This window comes from Bacillus sp. FSL R5-0560 (assembly GCF_037966305.1).
In the GTDB taxonomy this organism is placed as follows: domain Bacteria; phylum Bacillota; class Bacilli; order Bacillales; family Bacillaceae; genus Bacillus; species Bacillus mojavensis.
This window is the reverse complement of record NZ_CP150195.1, coordinates 1463221-1483119: the sequence shown is the minus strand read 5'-3', so window position 1 is coordinate 1483119 and position 19899 is coordinate 1463221. Positions and strand designations below refer to the sequence as shown.

The 19899-nt window shown below is 44.9% G+C and carries 21 protein-coding genes and 2 riboswitches; of the genes, 8 read left to right on the top strand and 13 right to left on the bottom strand.

Annotation, left to right across the window (positions count from 1 at the left end; all coding sequences use genetic code 11):
- Nucleotides 1–57 precede the first annotated feature (57 nt).
- From NST56_RS07695 to ykoG, 3 genes are read right to left on the bottom strand one after another with little or no spacing between them, the layout of a single operon-like run.
- Nucleotides 58–741 (bottom strand): PepSY domain-containing protein, encoded by a 684-nt coding sequence (locus NST56_RS07695; RefSeq protein WP_339181149.1) that lies wholly within the window; start codon nucleotides 739–741, stop codon nucleotides 58–60.
- A complete protein-coding gene (locus tag NST56_RS07690) occupies nucleotides 738–2102 on the bottom strand; it encodes an ATP-binding protein (protein WP_339182125.1) in 1365 nt (454 codons plus the stop codon). The genes NST56_RS07695 and NST56_RS07690 overlap by 4 nt, the downstream gene beginning before the upstream one ends.
- 3 nt (nucleotides 2103–2105) lie before the next feature.
- Nucleotides 2106–2792, bottom strand: coding sequence for a two-component system response regulator YkoG (gene ykoG / locus NST56_RS07685; RefSeq protein WP_010333969.1), 687 nt, complete (start codon nucleotides 2790–2792; stop codon nucleotides 2106–2108).
- Between the two features lie 101 nt (nucleotides 2793–2893).
- Nucleotides 2894–3005: riboswitch (TPP riboswitch) on the top strand.
- A 96-nt stretch (nucleotides 3006–3101) separates the two neighbouring features.
- Here ykoG and NST56_RS07680 point away from each other — a divergent pair.
- The 4 genes from NST56_RS07680 to NST56_RS07665 are packed head-to-tail and all read left to right on the top strand — an operon-like array spanning nucleotide 3102 to nucleotide 6672.
- Nucleotides 3102–3707 (top strand): YkoF family thiamine/hydroxymethylpyrimidine-binding protein, encoded by a 606-nt coding sequence (locus NST56_RS07680; protein ID WP_268446391.1) that lies wholly within the window; start codon nucleotides 3102–3104, stop codon nucleotides 3705–3707.
- A complete protein-coding gene (locus NST56_RS07675; RefSeq protein ID WP_339181145.1) occupies nucleotides 3704–4303 on the top strand; it encodes an ECF transporter S component in 600 nt (199 codons plus the stop codon). Before NST56_RS07680 ends, NST56_RS07675 begins: the two co-directional genes overlap by 4 nt.
- Nucleotides 4290–5933: an ABC transporter ATP-binding protein gene (locus NST56_RS07670; RefSeq protein WP_339181141.1), complete on the top strand. Its 1644-nt coding sequence runs from the start codon at nucleotides 4290–4292 to the stop codon at nucleotides 5931–5933. Before NST56_RS07675 ends, NST56_RS07670 begins: the two co-directional genes overlap by 14 nt.
- The gene (locus NST56_RS07665) at nucleotides 5908–6672 is read left to right on the top strand and encodes a CbiQ family ECF transporter T component (RefSeq protein ID WP_326332826.1); all 765 of its coding nucleotides are present in this window, start codon (nucleotides 5908–5910) and stop codon (nucleotides 6670–6672) included. Before NST56_RS07670 ends, NST56_RS07665 begins: the two co-directional genes overlap by 26 nt.
- Before the next feature lie 32 nt (nucleotides 6673–6704).
- Here the strand turns inward: NST56_RS07665 and NST56_RS07660 are convergent, their stop codons facing one another.
- Nucleotides 6705–7538, bottom strand: a complete 834-nt coding sequence (locus tag NST56_RS07660) for an STAS domain-containing protein (protein WP_339181139.1) — start codon at nucleotides 7536–7538, stop codon at nucleotides 6705–6707.
- Nucleotides 7539–7760: 222 nt separating this feature from the next.
- Here NST56_RS07660 and isp point away from each other — a divergent pair, with 222 nt between their 5' ends.
- Together isp and metE are read left to right on the top strand one after the other, a co-directional pair.
- Complete coding sequence (gene isp / locus NST56_RS07655) at nucleotides 7761–8720, top strand: serine protease Isp (protein ID WP_326197165.1); 960 nt, start codon at nucleotides 7761–7763, stop codon at nucleotides 8718–8720.
- Nucleotides 8721–8851: 131 nt separating this feature from the next.
- Nucleotides 8852–9007, top strand: a riboswitch (SAM riboswitch).
- 128 nt (nucleotides 9008–9135) lie between these two features.
- Nucleotides 9136–11424, top strand: coding sequence for a 5-methyltetrahydropteroyltriglutamate--homocysteine S-methyltransferase (gene metE / locus NST56_RS07650; protein WP_339181136.1), 2289 nt, complete (start codon nucleotides 9136–9138; stop codon nucleotides 11422–11424).
- A gap of 36 nt (nucleotides 11425–11460) precedes the next feature.
- Here the strand turns inward: metE and NST56_RS07645 are convergent, their stop codons facing one another.
- Nucleotides 11461–12087 (bottom strand): histidine phosphatase family protein, encoded by a 627-nt coding sequence (locus NST56_RS07645; RefSeq protein ID WP_339181133.1) that lies wholly within the window; start codon nucleotides 12085–12087, stop codon nucleotides 11461–11463.
- 130 nt (nucleotides 12088–12217) lie between these two features.
- Here NST56_RS07645 and NST56_RS07640 point away from each other — a divergent pair, with 130 nt between their 5' ends.
- Nucleotides 12218–12688, top strand: coding sequence for a nucleoside deaminase (locus NST56_RS07640; RefSeq protein ID WP_339181130.1), 471 nt, complete (start codon nucleotides 12218–12220; stop codon nucleotides 12686–12688).
- 4 nt (nucleotides 12689–12692) lie between these two features.
- Here the strand turns inward: NST56_RS07640 and NST56_RS07635 are convergent, their stop codons facing one another.
- Nucleotides 12693–13796, bottom strand: coding sequence for a glycosyltransferase (locus tag NST56_RS07635; protein ID WP_339181127.1), 1104 nt, complete (start codon nucleotides 13794–13796; stop codon nucleotides 12693–12695).
- Nucleotides 13797–13918: 122 nt separating this feature from the next.
- Nucleotides 13919–14329, bottom strand: coding sequence for an organic hydroperoxide resistance protein (locus NST56_RS07630; RefSeq protein WP_010333958.1), 411 nt, complete (start codon nucleotides 14327–14329; stop codon nucleotides 13919–13921).
- Nucleotides 14330–14472: 143 nt separating this feature from the next.
- On the opposite strand from NST56_RS07630, the gene NST56_RS07625 reads away from it, so the two are divergent.
- Nucleotides 14473–14916 carry a MarR family transcriptional regulator gene (locus NST56_RS07625; RefSeq protein WP_326197169.1) on the top strand — a complete coding sequence of 148 codons (444 nt, stop codon included), beginning with the start codon at nucleotides 14473–14475 and terminating at the stop codon, nucleotides 14914–14916.
- Between the two features lie 29 nt (nucleotides 14917–14945).
- Here the strand turns inward: NST56_RS07625 and NST56_RS07620 are convergent, their stop codons facing one another.
- From NST56_RS07620 to NST56_RS07595, 6 genes are all read right to left on the bottom strand, one after another.
- On the bottom strand, nucleotides 14946–15371 hold the full coding sequence (locus NST56_RS07620) for an organic hydroperoxide resistance protein (protein ID WP_010333956.1): 426 nt from the start codon (nucleotides 15369–15371) through the stop codon (nucleotides 14946–14948).
- A 128-nt stretch (nucleotides 15372–15499) separates the two neighbouring features.
- The gene (gene proA, locus NST56_RS07615) at nucleotides 15500–16747 is read right to left on the bottom strand and encodes a glutamate-5-semialdehyde dehydrogenase (RefSeq protein ID WP_339181123.1); all 1248 of its coding nucleotides are present in this window, start codon (nucleotides 16745–16747) and stop codon (nucleotides 15500–15502) included.
- A gap of 11 nt (nucleotides 16748–16758) precedes the next feature.
- Nucleotides 16759–17856, bottom strand: coding sequence for a glutamate 5-kinase (gene proB, locus NST56_RS07610; RefSeq protein WP_339181120.1), 1098 nt, complete (start codon nucleotides 17854–17856; stop codon nucleotides 16759–16761).
- A 361-nt stretch (nucleotides 17857–18217) separates the two neighbouring features.
- Nucleotides 18218–19120, bottom strand: a complete 903-nt coding sequence (gene purU / locus NST56_RS07605) for a formyltetrahydrofolate deformylase (protein ID WP_168747561.1) — start codon at nucleotides 19118–19120, stop codon at nucleotides 18218–18220.
- Nucleotides 19121–19190: 70 nt separating this feature from the next.
- Nucleotides 19191–19508 carry a multidrug efflux SMR transporter gene (locus NST56_RS07600; protein WP_010333953.1) on the bottom strand — a complete coding sequence of 106 codons (318 nt, stop codon included), beginning with the start codon at nucleotides 19506–19508 and terminating at the stop codon, nucleotides 19191–19193.
- A complete protein-coding gene (locus NST56_RS07595) occupies nucleotides 19508–19846 on the bottom strand; it encodes a multidrug efflux SMR transporter (RefSeq protein ID WP_229148014.1) in 339 nt (112 codons plus the stop codon). Before NST56_RS07595 ends, NST56_RS07600 begins: the two co-directional genes overlap by 1 nt.
- Nucleotides 19847–19899 lie beyond the last annotated feature (53 nt).

Genomic DNA, 19899 nt, shown 5'->3' with positions numbered 1-19899 from the left:
TACACACTCAACATGAAAGGAAAACGAGAGAAAGATGAGAATTTGATGAGAAAACCATTAGTCTTCATAGATAATATTAGAAACTTTGCCGGTATAGGCGTTTATTTTCACTGTAGCTTCCTTGTCATTCGGGAGGTCAACATCTACTTCAAACAGGAGAGTGCCTTCGCTTTCTTCCAAATCGGCGTCATCTGCTTTTCCTCCAGCTTCACGCTCTGCGATGGCTTTTGCCTCTTTTTCCGAAATTGTTGTCTTTTGTTTGTCTTTGCTGCTGATTTTATCAGCGGACACCACCGCTTTTGTCTTCATATCTACCTTCACTTCGTATGTTTCCCCATTATTTTTTTGAATGGTATACGACGCAACTCCATGTTTTCGCGTGTTTTTTTTGACGGTGCCCGGCACCCGCACCAGAGCAAGCTGCTCAGCTTCTTTTTCTGTCATGTCAGATGTGTTCGTCTCTTTCACTCTGTTCATTGACAATATGTCACCCGATTTAGCATCAGCTTTCAGAAAATAAATTCCTTTTGGATTTTCCAGAGTCATATCATACGTTTTTTTATCATTGGATCGCGTCACTTTTGTGATGTCGCCTTCATAGGAGGCTTCTACTTTTTTTATGACTGCCTCCTTTGACAGCACGTCCTCATGGGTCTGCTGAATGATAAGAACCGCGCAGATGACAATGGCTAAAACGGCTGCCGCCGCCGCCGCAGCTCCTGTTTTCATTCGTTTTGTCATAGCGCTCCCCCATTCTGTTCTCTAAATTGCATTGTGACATTTGTTCCCTGTCCCGGTTTGCTTTTTACAGACAGGTCAATGCCATGCTCATCGGCAATATGTTTCGCAATGGATAGACCTAAACCCGTTCCGCCTGTTTTGCGGTTACGCGCCTCATCCGCCCGGTAAAAACGTTCAAACAGGTGCGGGAGATGCTCCTCAGGTATGCCGATCCCTTCATCCCTTACAGACAAAAACGGCCGGCTGTTTTTGGTTCCTGCGGCAATCACAATGCCCTTGTCACTATACTTTATGGCATTATCAAGCAAAATCGTCAGCAGCTGCTTTATGCGTTCTTCATCTGCCGTTACGAGCAAATGCTCTTTGCCCGCCTCGAGAAAAATGTCGCGTTTATAAACCGGCTGGAGTGTTTGTATGACGGCGCGCGATATTTCGATCAGGTCAACCGTTTTCAGATCAAGCTCCAGTTCTTTATGGCTCTTGGCCAGGGTAAGCAGCTGATTGGTCAGTTTTTTCATATGGATCGCTTCCGAATGAATGGCTTCAATGGATTCCTCAAGCACTTCAGGCCTTTTTGCCCCCCAGCGTTTCATTAGATTGCTGTAGCTTTCAATAATGGTGAGCGGGGTTTTCAGCTCGTGTGAAGCGTCTTGGACGAATTGCTGCTGTTTGTCGTAGTGCTCTTTCAGCATGCTCGCCATCTCATTAAAAGTCAGCCCCATTTGATATAATTCGTCGTGCGACTGTCCTTCCAGAGAAATTATTTTGAATGCTTTTTCTCTCTGGATGTCTTTCATCGTTGTCACCAATTGTCTGATTGGATTGATGATATGGCGGGCGAGTAAGCTGCCGGCAAAGAAGGAAGCGATACAGACCGCTGCGCTGGCCGCAATTAAAATAAATTTTAGCAGAAAAAGACTTTCTTCTGTATGCTCCAGCCTTTCCACGAGCTGAAGAGATACGACTTGTCCATCTGTCCAAATGACAGGGACAGCTGCTGCTGCAAACAGTTTGCCTTTATGCTTTGTCACGTCTGTCGTTTCTCCGCTGTGAAAAGTAAGAGGGAAGTCTTTATATGCTTTTTCCTTGGTGATAGTCATAACGGCTTTCTGATCCGCATTCACTATCCGTACCATTCCGTTTGCCGGAAGATACGCCTGCAGCATATCCTGCAAAGCCACTCCTTGTGTTTCGGCGGTATGAAGAGCTTCGGCGATATTGTCCGTTTCATCAGCAAGACGGGCTGCATCCTTTGAGGTGAGTGCCGATGAAAAAATGAGATAGACCGCAGTATGGACCAACATTAATAAAATCAACAGCCAAATAGATGTATAAAGATGAATCTTAGTCTTCAGCTTCATCATTTACCCCTTAATGGTATAGCCGACTCCGCGCACGGTATGAATCAGCTGTTTTTCGTAAGGATAGTCCAATTTTTTTCTGATATACCTTATGTACACGTCGACGACATTTGTATCACCGATGTAATCAAACCCCCATACAGAGCTGAGAATTTGCTCCCTCGTCAGCACTTGTTGCGGATGCTTCAGCATATAGACAAGCAAATCAAATTCCCGGGGCGTTAATTCAACTTCTTTGTCTCCCCGTCTGACTTCACGTGTTTTTTCGTTTACTTGCAAATCGTCATATGTCAAAAATGTGCCGATATCCTCTGTTTTGCTTCCGGTTTGGCGAAGTGCCGCTCGGATTCTGGCAAGCAATTCTTCAATTTCAAACGGCTTGGTGACATAGTCATTCGCACCGATGTCCAGCCCTGTTACCTTATCTGGAATGCTGTCGCGGGCGGTTAATAAAATAACCGGTGTTCCTTGATCTGTTTTCCTCAGCCGGCGCAGCACTTCAAGCCCGCTCATCCCAGGCAGCATGACATCAAGCAGCAGCAGGGAATACGAACCTTCGGCGGCCGCGTCAAGCCCTTCAGTGCCATTATGTTTGATGGTCACGCTGTATCCTTCATATTCCAATTCAAGCTGAAGGACCCTGGCGATTTTTTCTTCATCTTCCACAATTAATATGTGCCCTTTTTCCAAATCCGATCATCCTCTCATGTTCCTATATGAAAAAAATGATTTCATTGTTTACAAAATGATTCTTATCATCTATTATGATGTCAAAATAAAAAATTGTATACGGAAAGCACTAGGGGTGCTGTTATGGCTGAGATAAAGCGCGAAAAAACGCGCTTTGATCCCTTATGACCCGATCTGGATAATACCAGCGTGGGGAAGTGCAGGTTGACCGAAAGGTGTATTTTTTCGTGCGCTTACTCGATCTATGACTGCATATTCCCTAAGGATATGCAGTTTTTTATTTTACCAAAAAAACAGGAGGTCAGAGAAATGGACAACTTATGCGGTACAAGCAGAATCGCCGGTTTTCGGTTCTCTTTATACCCAATGACGGATGATTTTATCAGTGTGATCAAGTCTGCGCTGAAAAAAACCGATACGTCAAAGGTTTGGACAAAAACCGATCATATCAGCACAGTTTTGCGCGGATCGATCGAGCATGTATTCGACGCCGCCAAAGCCATCTACCTTTATGCAGCAAATAGCGAAAAACACATCGTTATGAACGGGACGTTTTCCATCGGCTGCCCCGGCGATACACAAGGAGATACATTTCTGACAGCAGATGAAAAGCGTGTCAACGAAGAATTTGTCCATACCCTGAAAGCAGAGGCTCCATGCCAATTTGCACTTTATCCGATGAATGAGCCGGATTATATGGACATCATCATGAAAGCTGTTGAAATCGCTAAGGCTGACGGCACCTTTGTACAGGGTGTTCATTACGCAAGTGAGCTAGACGGAGATGCACACGACGTGTTCCGAACGCTGGAAGCCGCTTTCCGCATGGCAAATCAGCAAACAACACACGTCGCAATGACCGTGAACTTCTCGGCAAACAGTCCATCAAGAAAACAGAAAGCAGGGATAAAATGAAAAGCTGGAAAGTAAAAGAAATTGTCATCATGTCTGTAATCAGTATTGTTTTTGCCATTGTTTATTTAGTATTCACTCATTTTGGAAACGTACTTGCAGGGATGTTCGGGCCCATCGCTTATGAACCGATATACGGCATTTGGTTTATCGTGTCGGTGATTGCCGCGTACATCATTCGCAAACCGGGGGCTGCCCTTGTATCTGAAGTCATCGCAGCTCTCGTTGAATGTTTGCTGGGAAATCCTTCAGGCCCGATGGTTATCGTGATCGGCGTTGTTCAAGGTCTCGGAGCAGAAGCAGTATTTCTTGCGACACGCTGGAAAGCATATTCCCTTCCTGTGCTGCTTCTGGCGGGTATGGGGTCTTCGGTGGCCAGCTTTATTTATGATCTCTTTGTTTCCGGTTATGCGACGTATTCACCAGGCTACCTGCTCATTATGCTTGTGATCCGTCTCGTTTCAGGTGCGGTTCTGGCCGGGCTTCTTGGAAAAGCTATCAGCGATTCTCTCGCATATACGGGCGTCTTAAACGGAATGGCGCTGGGAAAGGAACTGAAAAAGAAACGGAAACGGGTATCTAATCATGCAAGCCTATAATACGTTACTTTCGGTTGACCGGCTTCGTTTTTCATATGAAGAAAACGAGAAACCGATTTTTCAAGAGATAACGTTTGAGCTCCTAAAAGGAGAATGCGCTTTATTGTCAGGACCGAGCGGGTGCGGAAAAAGCTCGCTTGCCCTCTGTTTAAACGGACTTTACCCCGAAGCTTGTGACGGGGTGCTGTCCGGGCATGTATTCTTATTTCAAAAACCGATCACTGATGATGAAACCTCTGAAACGATCGCTCAGCATGTCGGAGTCGTCTTTCAGGACCCTGATCAGCAGTTTTGTATGCTGACAGTGGAGGACGAAATCGCCTTCGGATTGGAAAATTTGCAAGTTCCTCAAGAAGAAATGGCAAAGAAAATTGATGCGGTTCTGGATAAATTACACATCTCTCATTTAAAGAAAAGCACAATTTCTACTCTGTCAGGGGGCCTGAAGCAAAAAGTCGCGCTCGCCTGTATTTTGGCGATGGAGCCTGAGCTCATTATTCTGGATGAACCGACTTCCCTTTTAGATCCTTATTCAGCGCGGGAATTCGTTCAAATGATCAAAGAGCTTCAGCAGGAAAAAGGCTTCGGCCTTCTCGTCATCGAACATCAGCTTGATGAGTGGGCGCCTTGGGTTGAAAGAACAATTGTACTGGATGGAGCAGGCAAGAAAGCCTTAGACGGGCCGACTACGGATATGTTTCAGCATCACTCAAACATGTTAAGAACAATGGGAATCGCTGTGCCAAAAATTTGTGACTTACAAGAAAATGTGATTATCCCGTTTACATTGTCAAAGGAAACGCTGTTCAAGGAACCCTTCCCTGCTGGGCATACTGAAGAAGCTGTGGTTCTTTCTGCTGAACATGCAGTGCAGGTCAAGAACTTATCGTTTTCAAGAGGACAGCAGACCATTTTCAAAGACATCAGTTTTTCATTGCGTGCAGGCTCTTTGACAGCAATGGTCGGGCCAAACGGCACAGGAAAATCTACGCTGTTATCTGTTCTCGCCCGTTTGCTCAAAGCGAACAGTGGCAAGATTCTTCTGCATGATAAGCCGCTGGAGTCTTACAAAGAAAAAGAGCTTCGTAAACAATTGGGGTTTGTTTTCCAAAATCCAGAGCACCAGTTTGTGACTGATACAGTATATGATGAGCTGCTGTTCGGCCATACGGCAAATGCCGAAACCGAGAAAAGAGCGCAGAATCTGCTGCAACGCTTCGGTCTTGCACATTTGGCGGACCACCATCCGTTTGTGATCAGCCAAGGGCAAAAACGGCGGCTGAGTGTCGCTACCATGCTGATGCATGATGTAAAGGTCTTGCTTTTAGACGAACCGACCTTTGGGCAAGACGCCAAAACAGCAGCTGAATGTATGGAGATGATTCAGCATATCCAGGCAGAAGGCACCGCTGTTCTTATGATCACACACGATATGGAGCTTGTATCTTCATATGCTGACAGCGTGCTTGTGCTTCACGACACACATTTGGCCTTTGACGGAACACCGGAACAATTATTTTCTAAGGAAGCCGAGCTCGTCCAAAAAGCAAAGCTCACCCTCCCCCTTCGATATGAATGGATGACATACCAGCAGGAGGTGCGCGATGAAGCAGCCGTTACATCTCATTAACCCGGCAGTAAAAGCAGCGGCGGTTTTTTGCTGTGTCGTCATGCTGTCGTTTATTTACAATCCTTACACACCGGCGTGCTTTTATATCATAATTGTTGCGGGTGTCCTGTTTGCGGCCAGAATACCGCTGAAAAAATGGCTTTTGTTCACGATTCCGTTTTTGATTTTAGCATTCGGCTGCGTATGGACAGCCGCTGTTTTCGGCAAAATTCCCACGACTGCAGATAATATTCTGTTCCAAGCCGGCCCTTTTTCGATCAACAGTGAAAATGTGGCTGTCGGCGTCTCACTCGGGTTTCGGATTTTGTGCTTTTCTGCCTTATCGATGATGTTTGTTTTTACAACCGATCCAATTCTATTTATGCTGAGTCTTGTGCAACAGTGTAAGCTGTCCCCGAAGCTCGCATATGGCGTCATTGCCGGATTTCGTTTTCTCCCTCTGTTAAAAGAGGAGGTCCAGCTGATCCAGCAGGCACATAAAATCCGAGGCGGGGCGGCGGAAAATGGCTTAAAAGAAAAAATAAGCGCGTTAAAGCGCTATACAATCCCGTTATTAGCAAGTGCGATCAGAAAAGCGGAACGAACAGCTCTTGCGATGGAATCAAAAGGATTTACAGGCAGCCGAAACCGGACGTATTACCGGTCGCTTACCGTCAGCCTGCGCGACTGGCTGTTCTTTTTCATCGTTCTCTTGTTATTCGCAGGATCTTTTCTTGTGTCTTTATGTTTTACCTCATAAAAAAGCCGCTATGTTGAATAGCGGCTTTCTCATTATTGATGATAGTTCAATGCTTGGGCAAGATTGGTTTTAATATTAATGTTCGTAAAATCAATACCAAGCTGTACAGCGGTTTGCGCGATTTCTGGCCTGATTCCAGACAATGTGGATCTGACACCGATTAAAGTAAGCGCCTCAATCAATCTAAAGATTTGATGCGCCACCATTGTATCCACAACCACGACACCTGAAAGATCGATTAACAGATGCTCAATGCGTCTTTTCGCACATGCACTAAGCGTGTTCTCGAGAATAAACTTTGCCCGTTCAGTATCAATATCACCGACAAGCGGCAGCAGAGCTGTCGTTTTGCTCAGAGTAATGACAGGCGAACTTAATTCCAGTATCATTTCTCTCTGGGCATTTAATTGCTGTTTTGCATTCGATTCAGCGTGATCGACGAATGTATAAATGGTAAAATCAAAAACTTTCACAATCAAATTAGCCCATTTTTGTTTTTCTCCCGGTCCAAATGCCGACTCGTTTTCTTTTGCGAATTTCTCAAAATACTTCGTATATAATCTTCGGTTTCTCATAAACTCACGGATGACGTATTGCACCGGGGTCTCGAGATGTTTTTGATCATTCGTCAGCTCAATAACCCATTGTTGAAATTCATCGAGAAATTGTTTTTCCGGTAAAACATACATGTAATTCAGATGCCGGTAGAACTCTCTGTCCTGCTCTTTCAGCTCCTCGGTTACAGTTGCATTATGTAAGGCATAAATTGAATTCGGATCGCTTTCCTCCATTGTGTCAATCCATTCCTCAGCCATTTGTTCTACATGCTCAGAAAAAAACGCAAATATTTTTTCATTCAGTTTCATCACACTGCTCCTTTCCCAGCTTCTATTATAACTTGACTGACAGCTGAATCCCAGTCATACACGCTAAACCCACCCATTATTTTGAAAATGACTAATCCATTGGATTGTATCCTATTTTTTCAAAATGCTTCAAACGACTCTGTCCGAGCGGCTGTTTTTTTCATATAATGTGAGATAACACCCTTGTATCCACTTGCAGGCATAAAAAAGGAGGGCTTTTTTATGAATGGTGAAATCCGCTTGATCCCGTATGTGACGAATGAGCAGATTATGGATGTGAACGAGCTTCCTGAGGGTATTAAAGTGATTAAGGCGCCAGAAGTGTGGGCAAAAGGGGTTAAAGGCAAAGATGTAACAATTGCTGTATTGGACACCGGCTGCGATACAAGCCATCCCGATCTGAAAAACCAAATCATCGGCGGCAAGAATTTCACAGATGATGACGGCGGCAAGGAAGATGCCATTTCCGACTACAACGGACACGGCACTCACGTTGCCGGAACGATTGCGGCTAACGATTCAAACGGCGGCATTGCCGGAGTCGCGCCTGAGGCAAGCCTTTTAATTGTAAAGGTGCTTGGCGGTGAAAACGGCAGCGGAAAGTACGAATGGATTATTAACGGCATTAACTATGCTGTTGAGCAAAAGGCTGATATCATCTCAATGTCCCTTGGCGGACCGAGCGATGTGCCTGAACTGGAGGAAGCAGTCAAAAACGCCGTCAAAAACGGAGTGCTAGTCGTTTGTGCCGCGGGAAATGAAGGTGACGGCGACGAACGCACAGAGGAGCTTTCCTATCCTGCTGCGTATAATGATGTGATTGCGGTTGGATCGGTTTCCGTAGCGCGAGAATCGTCAGAATTTTCAAACGCAAACAAAGAAATTGATCTTGTTGCACCTGGTGAAAACATTTTATCCACTCTTCCCAACAAGAAATACGGGAAGCTGACGGGCACTTCAATGGCTGCCCCTCATGTCAGCGGAGCGCTTGCTTTAATTAAAAGCTTTGAAGAAGAATCTTTTCAAAGAGAGCTTTCTGAATCTGAGCTTTATGCGCAGCTGATCCGCAGGACACTTCCGCTCGATATCGCAAAAACATTGGCGGGGAATGGATTCCTGTATTTAACTGCTCCTGATGAGCTGTCGGAGAAAGCAGAGCAGTCACATTTACTGACCCTATAATATTATTTTTCTCATATAATATATCCCGTAATTTGTAAAATAAAATTTAAAATCTCTGTTGACAATGAATTTGACTTGCTGTTAAGATTACCAACAAATGATTCAACTTTTCAAAAAATTAATAACATTTTCTCTTATCGAGAGTTGGGCGAGGGATTGGCCTTTTGACCCCAACAGCAACCGACCGTAATTCCATTGTGAAATGGGGCGCACTGATTTTCGCGCCGAGATTTATATCTCTTAAGGCACGGTGCTAATTCCATCAGATTGTTTCTGAGAGATGAGAGAGGCTATATGTTTTGTAAAAAAGCCTCTTTCTCTCATGGGAAAGAGGCTTTTTAGTTGTGAGAAAACCTCTTAATAGCCTGTATCCGCGGGTCAACAAGAGTGTTTTACATATAAAGGAGGAGAAACAATGACAACAATCAAAACATCGAATTTAGGATTCCCAAGAATCGGACTGAACAGAGAATGGAAAAAATCGCTTGAAGCGTATTGGAAAGGAAACAGCGATAAAGATACGTTTTTGAAGCAAATCGATGAATTATTCTTATCCGCAGTGAAAACGCAAATTGACCAGCAGATTGATGTTGTGCCTGTTTCTGATTTCACACAGTATGATCACGTTCTTGACACGGCGGTCAGCTTCAACTGGATCCCGCAACGCTTCAGACACCTGACTGACCGTACAGATACATACTTCGCCATCGCCCGCGGAATAAAAGACGCCGTATCAAGTGAAATGACAAAATGGTTTAATACAAATTACCATTACATCGTGCCTGAATATGAAGAGAGCCTAGAGTTCCGCCTGACAAGAAACAAACAGCTGGAAGATTACCGCCGAATCAAACAGGAGTACGGCGTTGAAACAAAACCTGTTATCGTCGGCCCTTATACGTTCGTCACGCTTGCAAAAGGCTACGAGCCATCTGAAGCTAAAGCAATTCAAAAGCGCCTCGTTCCTTTATATGTTCAGCTTTTAAAAGAGCTTGAAGAAGAAGGCGTAAAATGGGTGCAAATTGATGAACCTGCGCTTGTCACCGCTTCAGCAGAGGATGTACGCGGCGTAAAAGAGTTATTCGAGAGCATCACAAATGAGCTTTCTTCCTTGAATGTGCTCTTGCAAACGTATTTCGATTCTGTTGATGCTTATGAAGAGCTCGTTTCTTATCCTGTACAGGGCATCGGGCTTGATTTCGTTCATGATAAAGGCAGAAACCTGGAACAGCTTAAGGCACACGGCTTTCCGAAAGATAAAGTGCTGGCAGCCGGCGTTATAGACGGCCGCAACATTTGGAAAGCGGATCTTGAAGAACGCCTCGATGCCGTGCTTCATATCCTCAGCCTCGCACAGGTTGATGAACTATGGATTCAGCCTTCCAGCAGCCTGCTCCATGTTCCGGTAGCGAAACACCCAGATGAGCATTTGGAACAGGATCTGCTGAACGGATTGTCCTACGCAAAAGAAAAGCTTGCAGAGCTGACAGCTTTAAAAGAAGGCTTAGTATCAGGCAAAGCCGCCATCAGTGAGCAAATTCAGCAGGCGAAAGCTGATATTTTAGCGCTTAAACAATTTGCAACAGGCGCCAATTCTGAACAAAAGAAAGAGCTGGAGCAGTTAAGCGATAAAGACTTCAAGCGCCCGATTCCGTTTGAAGAACGTTTATCCCTGCAAAATGAATCTCTCGGCCTCCCGCTTTTGCCGACGACTACGATCGGAAGTTTCCCGCAGTCTGCTGAAGTGCGGAGCGCACGCCAAAAATGGCGGAAAAACGAGTGGTCTGATGAACAATACCAAAACTTTATCAATGCGGAGACGAAAAGATGGATTGATATTCAGGAAGAATTGGATCTTGACGTTCTTGTTCACGGTGAATTCGAACGGACAGACATGGTCGAATACTTCGGTGAAAAGCTGGCCGGCTTTGCCTTCACAAAATACGCTTGGGTTCAATCATACGGCTCACGCTGTGTCCGCCCGCCAGTGATTTATGGAGATGTAGAGTTTATTGAACCGATGACAGTAAAAGATACTGTATACGCTCAATCGTTAACATCCAAGCATGTAAAAGGAATGCTGACAGGGCCTGTTACGATTTTAAATTGGTCTTTCCCTCGGAACGATATCTCGAGAAAAGAAATCGCGTTCCAAATCGGGCTCGCCCTTCGCAAAGAAGTAAAAGCGCTTGAAGACGCAGGCATTCAAATCATTCAAGTCGATGAACCAGCGCTGCGTGAAGGTCTTCCATTAAAAACCCAAGATTGGGATGAATATTTGACTTGGGCGGCAGAAGCCTTCAGATTAACCACTTCTTCCGTGAAAAACGAGACGCAAATTCATACGCATATGTGCTACAGCAACTTTGAAGACATCGTCGATACGATTAATGATCTTGACGCGGATGTTATTACGATCGAGCACAGCAGAAGCCACGGAGGATTTTTGGATTACTTAAAAGAGCATCCGTATTTGAAAGGACTCGGTCTTGGTGTTTATGACATTCACAGTCCCCGTGTCCCGTCAACTGAAGAAATGTACAACATTATCGTTGATGCGCTTGCCGTATGTCCGACTGACCGTTTTTGGGTAAATCCTGACTGCGGTTTAAAAACAAGACAGCAGGAAGAAACAGTCGCAGCCTTAAAAAATATGGTTGAAGCGGCAAAACAGGCAAGAGCCAAGCAAACACAGCTTGTATAAGATGAAAACCATCTGCAGATGCAGATGGTTTTTCTTTTAGAAAACGGAAATCGGTTTTCGATGCTCTCCATCCCCTTCTTTTAAAATATCGGCTGTTCCGTTTTTATCAAATGCCACAAGGCTCAAAGACGTATCATGTATGTAAGAGGAGTTCCATATGTCATGAATGCCTCTTCCGTTTATGATATTTAACAGCATCAATATAAAGACAGAATGGGTAACCAGAAGAACATTCCCGGAAGAATGGCTGTTTAAAATCGATTGGAGAGCCAGTCTTACCCGGCTTTCAAGGTCAAAAAAACTTTCACATCCCGGCTGGTGATATGCTTCAGGATGATGAAAATAAGCATGAAAAAGATCAGGTTCGTCTCTTTCAATATCCTCTTGTTTTTTCCCTTCCCAAGGCCCCAGTGACATCTCTCTGAATATACGATCTTTCACCAGCGGCAGGTGGCGCGATCCCAATATAGCTTTTGCCGTCTCTTCTGTCCGCTTGCTCGGGCTGATGTAAACCTGATTGAATTCAATATCCTTCAACCGTTTTCCAAGAGCACGGGCGTTGTACATCCCAAGTTCTGTTAGACTAGAATCCAGCCAGCCCTGCATCCTTTTTTCTACGTTCCAATGCGTCTGTCCATGCCTGGCAATATACAAATGCAGCATATGCTCCCCTCCCTTTTTTCATCTTAGCAAATCCCCCAAATATTTTGTTTATTTTTCATTTTTTTGAGAATGTTTTTTGCACTTCTTTTCGGCTATACTTATATCATTCGATCGACTGGGAGGGTTTGGGATGAATCATGAAGCGTTTTTAAAGCGGGCTGTCGAGCTTGCACGTGAAGGAGTGAAAGCTGGAATCGGCGGGCCTTTCGGAGCCGTTATCGTGAAGGATGGAATTATTATAGCCGAGGGACAGAACAACGTCACTACAAGCAATGATCCGACTGCCCACGCGGAAGTGACTGCTATTCGAAACGCCTGTAAAGCACTTGGGACATACCAGCTGGATGACTGCATGTTGTATACGAGCTGCGAGCCATGCCCCATGTGCTTAGGCGCCATCTACTGGGCCCGGCCGAAAGCCGTTTACTTTGCTGCTGAGCATACAGATGCTACTGAAGCAGGATTTGATGATTCATATATTTATGAAGAAATTGATAAACCTACTGAAGAGAGAACGATCCCCTTTTATCACGTGACTCTTGCGGAGCATTTGTCTCCGTTCCAAGCATGGCGGGATGTTGACCATAAAAAAGAATATTAAAGGATCAGGCATGTACGGCCTGATCCTTTGTTAATTCGCTGAGCAGTTGCTGTGCCTGAGTACACCTCGGGTTCGCTTTCAGCGCTTTTTGAAAATATAAAACTGCTGTCATATGTTGATTCAATTCAGCGTGACAGACACCCAGCCAGCAAAGGGATCGAAAATCAGCGGCTCCTTTCACCTGTACGTACTGATGGTTTTCACCTTGCGTTTGCAGACAGGATTCAAATGCTGTAATCGCTTCTCTGACTTTTTTATGCTGATACATCATTATCCCTTTGTAGTAGTAAAGGGTGCTGTAATCCGGATAATGCCGCAGCGCTTCATCAATATCCCGTTCAGCTTCTTCATACCGTTCAGTATCAATGAGGAGTTTAAACTTGATATAATATATAATCGCTGGAGGAATTTGCTTTTTGCTGTTACATTCATTTATGAAATTCATTGCCAAGCGGATGGCTTTGCTCGGTTCGCCGCCTCTGTCGTACTCAGCTGCTTTTTGATAAATGAGAAGCGGGTCGGCATATGACGACGATAATTCTGTATTCAAAATGCTTACATTGTGTTTATGCTTACACTTTGCCTCCTGCTCCAGATAGCCGTAATGGTGAATAACACAAGGGAGAGAGAAAGCGCCGCTTGCCTCCTCACCCACGGGCTTTTCGCAAATTCTTCCCTTAAAATTTATTTTCCGCTGATTCCGTATCAGCCTGATTTGCATTTGTTCAAATGCTTCGTTTTCATCCCATTGCTTTCCCGTATAGTTTATAACCTTCACGTAACCAAGGGACTGCCTGCAGTCATTCAGCAGTGAACGCAACAAGCTTCCCGTATCCAAGTCTAACTCTTCATCTGCATCCAAAATCAAAATCCACTCACCCTTGGCATGCTGTAAACTGATGTTTCTTGCTTGCGAATAATCCTGTGTCCACCGATGATGATAGACTTGAGCATGAAAACTTCTGCAAATTTCTTCTGTTTGATCGTTTGATCCGGTATCAACGACAATGATTTCATCAGCAATATGCTCCACGCTTTCTAAACAGCGGACAATATGACGTTCTTCATTTTTAACAATCATACAAACTGACAGCTTCGGTCTTTTCATTTGCTCACCTTTTCTCTAGTCTGAATCCACCTATACTACATGTATTCACACTTCGAAAAGATCATAACCAATCCGTTATTATCCGCAAAAAAACATCCTGAGAACTCTCAGGATGCCGCAAATTATTTTAATTCCAATTTCACATCAACATTTCCTCTTGTTGCTTTAGAATAAGGGCAGAATTCATGGGCAGCCTCGACAAGCTTTTGGGCCTGATCCCGATCCAATCCCTTTGTATTGACGACTAGTGTGACTCCGATTTTAAAACCGCCGTCTTTCTCATCCTTCATGAGGCTGACCTGGCCTTCTATTTCTGAATCAATGTCAATATTTTGTTCTTTGGCCACGTGTTCAAGCGCGCCGCCAAAGCATGCTGCATAGCCTGCGGCAAAGAGCTGTTCCGGGTTTGTACCGGTTTGTCCTTCTTTTTTTGCATTGGGCATGACAATGTCAAAATCGAGAACCCCGTCATCTGATTGAATATGTCCTGAACGTCCACCGCGAGCAGTGGCTTTTGCTGTAAATAATGCCATTTGTTTTCAGCCTCCTTATTTGTCTTTAGTTGTTATATTTCCCATACACATCTTTTTAAACATGTTTTGTTTGCCGAGAATAGGAAAAGTGGTGTTTTTCAGCTACAATAGTATGTAATGTCAGAAAGAGTTGGTGAACACAGATGGAAAATGGATTTGATCATATGAAATTAGAGAATCAGCTTTGTTTTTTGCTTTATGCGAGTTCGCGGGAAATGACAAAGCAGTACAAGCCGCTGCTTGAAAAGCTGAATGTGACATACCCTCAATATTTGGCTTTGCTTTTATTGTGGGAACACGAAACACTTTCCGTCAAAAAAATGGGCGAGCTTCTGTATTTGGATTCCGGAACGCTGACACCGATGCTGAAACGGATGGAGCAGCAGGACTTGATTACAAGAAAAAGAGCTGAAGAGGATGAGCGGTTGGTAATGATCAGCCTGACAGAGAACGGAACGTTATTAAAAGAAAAAGCGGCTGATATTCCGGGAACGATTCTGGCACTCTCAGGCCAGTCCGGCGAGGAATTAAAACACTTAAAATCGGCTCTATATACATTGCTTGAAACCCTGCACCAAAAAAAATGAGGATGCCCTATGTGAGGCATCCTCATTTTTTATTCAGCGACTTCCAATGTGACATCGATATTGCCTGAGGTTGCTTTTGAATAAGGGCAGACACCGTGCGCTTTTTGGACAAGTGCCTGTAATTCTGATGCACTGACTCCTTTTCCTTTCACCTGCAGCGTCACACCCAGTTTGTAGCCTTGATCTGCTTCATCCTTTAGCAGGCTGACATGCGCCGTAACCTCTGTCTCCACTTTTACTCGTTCTGTTCTTGCTACAAGCTGAAGTGCACTGTCAAAGCAAGCTGCGTAACCTGCCGCAAACAGCTGCTCCGGATTTGTCGCTTTTTCTAATTTCTTTGCTCTCGGTGTTCCCGGCATTGCGACATCGAGCTCGAGAACGCGGTCTGATGAAATCACCTTTCCTTCTCTTCCTCCTACCGCTGAAACAGACGCTGTAAATAATGGCTGACTCATTTTTGTATCCCCCTAAATATATTTTATACAATTTAATTGTACACAATATAATTTATTGTGTCAATTTTTCAGCGCACAAAAAAGCTTATCCCGTTACGAGATAAGCTTTTTCATCGAACATTGCCCCGCTATTCGCGGATTTGTCCTGTTCCTTTAATGATATATTTTGTAGAAGTTAATGCAGGAAGACCCATCGGTCCTCTTGCATGAAGCTTTTGTGTACTGATGCCGATTTCTGCTCCGTAGCCAAATTCAAAGCCATCGGTAAAACGGGTTGACGCGTTATGATAAACCGCGGCGGCATCGACAGCCGTTTGAAAGTAAGCTGCATGCTTATCGTTTTCAGTTAAAATGGCTTCAGAATGATTAGTGCCGTATTTCTGGATATGCTGTACAGCTTCCTGTACACTTTCAACCGTCTTTACACTGATGGCAGGCCCTAAGTATTCCGTTCCCCAATCTTCTTCTGACGCCTGTTTGCTTGAAGAATGAAGTCCACATACGAATTCATCACCGCGGATTTCGACTCCCGCTTTTTCCAGCTGCGTCAGCAATTCTTTTCCGTGCTGCTCTGCCCATGCTTTGTGGATCAGCAGTGATTCAATCGCGTTGCAAACGGAAGGGCGCTGCGTTTTGGCGTTTACAACGACCCTTTCTGCCATTTCCGGATTTGCCGTTTCATCTATGAAAATATGACAGTTGCCTGCTCCGGTTTCTAATACTGGGACTGTTGATTCTCTAACAACGAGATCGATCAGTTTTTTGCCACCGCGCGGAATCAATACATCCAAGCCGTCATTTAACGTAAAGAGTTCTTTGGCTGTCTCTCTGCTCGTATCCTCAATCAGCTGCACAGCGTTGATGGGAAGCACTGACTTCTCAAGCGCTCTGTGAATAACAATGACGAGTGCTTTGTTGCTGTGAATGGCTGAGGAGCTCCCCCGCAGGACAACCGCATTCCCTGTTTTCAGGCAAAGGGTAGCTGCATCAACTGTGACGTTTGGCCTCGCCTCATAAATCATTCCGGCAACTCCGAGCGGCACACGGATTTTTTCAATAAACAGACCGTTCTCTTTTTCAATTGTTTCAAGAGATTCGCCGACTGGGTCATCCAGATCAATCAATAGCTCTACCGCATCCGCGATGTCGCGTATGCGTTTCTCATCCAGCGTGAGACGGTCAATGACATCGGGTGTTAACCCATTTGCTTTTCCGTTCTTTATGTCTTTTGCATTTTCCGATAAGAGAAAATCCAATTCTTTCCGGAGTCCGTTTGCAATGAGACTGAGCGCCTCATTCTTTTCAGCCGTTGTTTTCATCATCATTTCAGCTGCTGCTTCTTTTGCCAGCTTCGCTTTTACAGAAACTTCACTCATTTTTCCGCCCCCTAGTCTTTTAAGTTGACCCAGTCATTCCTGTGAATGACCTCAAACGTTTTGTCAAAATCAAGCTCATTGCTTCGTTTGCCTTTTGCCTCCATAATTTCCTCAGATGAATAATGGGTCTGGCCTTTGCCAATCACACCGCCCGGTCCACGGACTTCCACGACAGCCCCTTTTGGAAAGCTTCCGTTCACGCCCACTACGCCAGCCGGTAAAAGACTGCTTCCGTTATAAACCATCGCATCTTGGGCACCCGCGTCAATGACAATTTCTCCTGATATTGGCGAGTGGAATTGAATCCATTGTCTCGTATTGTTGACTGAGGATAGCTCCTTGTCGCCGATATAAGTCCCATCTCCCCTGCCGTCTAGAATATCCGCCAGCTTTTGTTCACCGCTGCCTGTTCCGATGAATACTTTGACCCCAAGAGACAGTGCTGTTTGTGCGGCCAGCAGCTTTGATTTCATACCGCCAGTGCCGACCTTTGATCCAGCTGAACCCGCGTATCCCAGCAATTCAGGGGTGATCTCCGGCAGGTAATCAAATCGCTTCGCATCAGGATTTTCATTCGGATTGGCATCATACAGCCCGTTAATGTCAGTGAGAATCATGAGCTGGTCCGCATGAATCAAACCGCTGACCAACGCAGAAAGCATGTCATTATCCCCGAATGTCAATTCTTCAACAGATGTAGAGTCATTTTCATTGATAATCGGAATGACGCCGCGCTCCAGTAATTCCATTATCGTTGCATACGCGTTTCGATACCGCTCTCTTTTCGAAAAATCATTTCTCGTCAAAAGGATTTGTCCCGGGGTAAGTGAGTATTGTTTAAATTGATTCATGTATTGCTGCATTAACAGTGTTTGTCCGACCGCTGCTGCCGCCTGTTTTCCCTTGATGGTAACGGGACGGGACGGATAACCGAGACTGGAGAACCCCGCCGCTACTGCTCCCGAGGTAATCAAAATCAGTTCATGCCCCGCTTTTTTCAAAAGAGAAATTGCCTGAACGTGTTCTCTAATTTTTACCTCATCAATGCTTCCGTTGCTATTTGTAAGCGAACTGCTTCCTATCTTCACTACTATTCTTTGTTTTTTCATTTATTCTCCTCCGCGGCTTTTCGCCAGCCAACTTACAATAAAAAAACCCATTTCATCCTTATTGATAAGGACGAAATGGGTTTCCGTGGTACCACCTTGTTTGAACGCACTTCAGCACGTTCCGCTTCCCTGTAACGCCAGGTTATGCGCCTAGGTTTTCCCCCTAAGACTCCAAGGCAGGTTCGGCAGGTTTCATGCGGCAAAATGTTTCAGCCACTCATTTTGCTCTCTGTCACAGAAAGATCTGCTTACTAATCCTCTTCAACGCTCAATGATTTTTTTATATTATGCAAAGAAAAAGGCTTCTTGTCAAGGTTTTTTACACATCAAAAAAACCCGCATTACGCGGGCGCCTGGCAGTCTAGTTAAAGACAATTGTTTTATTTTCGTGAACGATGACACGGTCTTCTAAGTGCCATTTCACAGCGCGGGCAAGAACGCTGCGTTCGATCGTTCTGCCGATATTTTTCAGCGCGTCGGCATTGTCGCGGTGGTCAACACGCTCAATGTCCTGTTCAATGATCGGCCCTTCATCTAGGTCATTTGTGACATAGTGAGAAGTTGCGCCAATCAATTTGACCCCCCGCTCATAAGCCCGTTTATACGGATTGGCACCGATAAAAGCAGGCAGGAAGGAATGGTGGATATTAATGATTCGATTCGGGTGAGCTGACACAAAATCAGGCGTTAAGATCTGCATGTAGCGAGCAAGAACGATCACATCAATATCATATTGCTCCAGCAGTTCAAGCTGCTGTTTCTCCACTTCCGCTCTGATATCTTTGTTCGCTTTTAAATAGTGGAATGGAATATTCAGCGGTTCAACAAGGTCTCTCGCATCTTCATGGTTGCTGATGACAACCGCGATTTCCGCCATGAGATTGCCTGTTTGCCATTCCCAAATGAGCTCATGCAGACAGTGAAGCTCCTTTGATACAAAAATAGCGACACGCTTGAGCTCGCTGGCCATCGTTAAGCTCCACGTCATGTCGAATGTATCCGCAATAGACGAAAACGCGTCCTGGAGTTTTTCTTTTTTCTCCTGAATGCCCTTGCAATCGAAGTCAATTCTCAGGAAAAAACGCCCGCCTTCAGGATCTGTCGTGTATTGATTGGATTCAATAATATTGGCGCCATGTTCCAATAAAAACGCAGAAACCGCAGCAACAATTCCCGGCTGGTCGGGACAGCTGACCAAGAGGCGCCCTTTATCTTCATTTCCGTCACGGTATTCATTTAACCGCTGGGTCATATATGATTTCATGAATAATCCCTCTTATCTTTGTAAGTCTAGACTAATTATCCATTATACTGAAGATTTGATAAAAATCAATTTATGACAGAATTTTTAAACCGACGGCCGAGCACAAGATTAAAGCGATAAAGAAGATCCGTTTGGCGTCTTTCTGCTCATTGTAAAAGAGAATGCCGATAAGCGCCCCGCCCGCGGTGCCAATGCCTGTCCAAACGGCGTAAGCGGTGCCCATCGGAATGGTTTCCATAGCAAACGATAATAAGGAAAATGAGGCGGCAAAACCGATAATGATCAGCACCACCCATTTCGCGCTTTTTTCTTTCGCAAATTGATTCATAAGTGCGACGCCTGCCATTTCCAAAAAGCCCGCGCCTAATAAACTGATCCAATGAAGCATTATGCCTCGCCTCCTTTTTCATCAGCCTCATCCTGTGTCACAAGCTTCAATCCGATCACACCGATTAAGAGCACACCGATTAACACGAGCTTCGGCCATCCGACCGGTTCGTGAAACAGAAACATTTCACTCATCACCGTTCCTGCTGTGCCAAGACCTGTAAAGACGGCGTATACAGTACCGACCGGCAGGCTGCTTGTCGCCTTCATTAATAAATAAAAGCTAACTATGATACCGACGGCAGTGCCGCTCCATGTTAAGAGTGAGTCAGCATGCTTTAAGCCCACAACCCAAACAACCTCAAACACGGCGGCCAGCACAACCAATCCCCATTTCATATCACATCATTCCTTTCTTTCTACATTGTCCGAAAACAAAAAAACCCCGGACA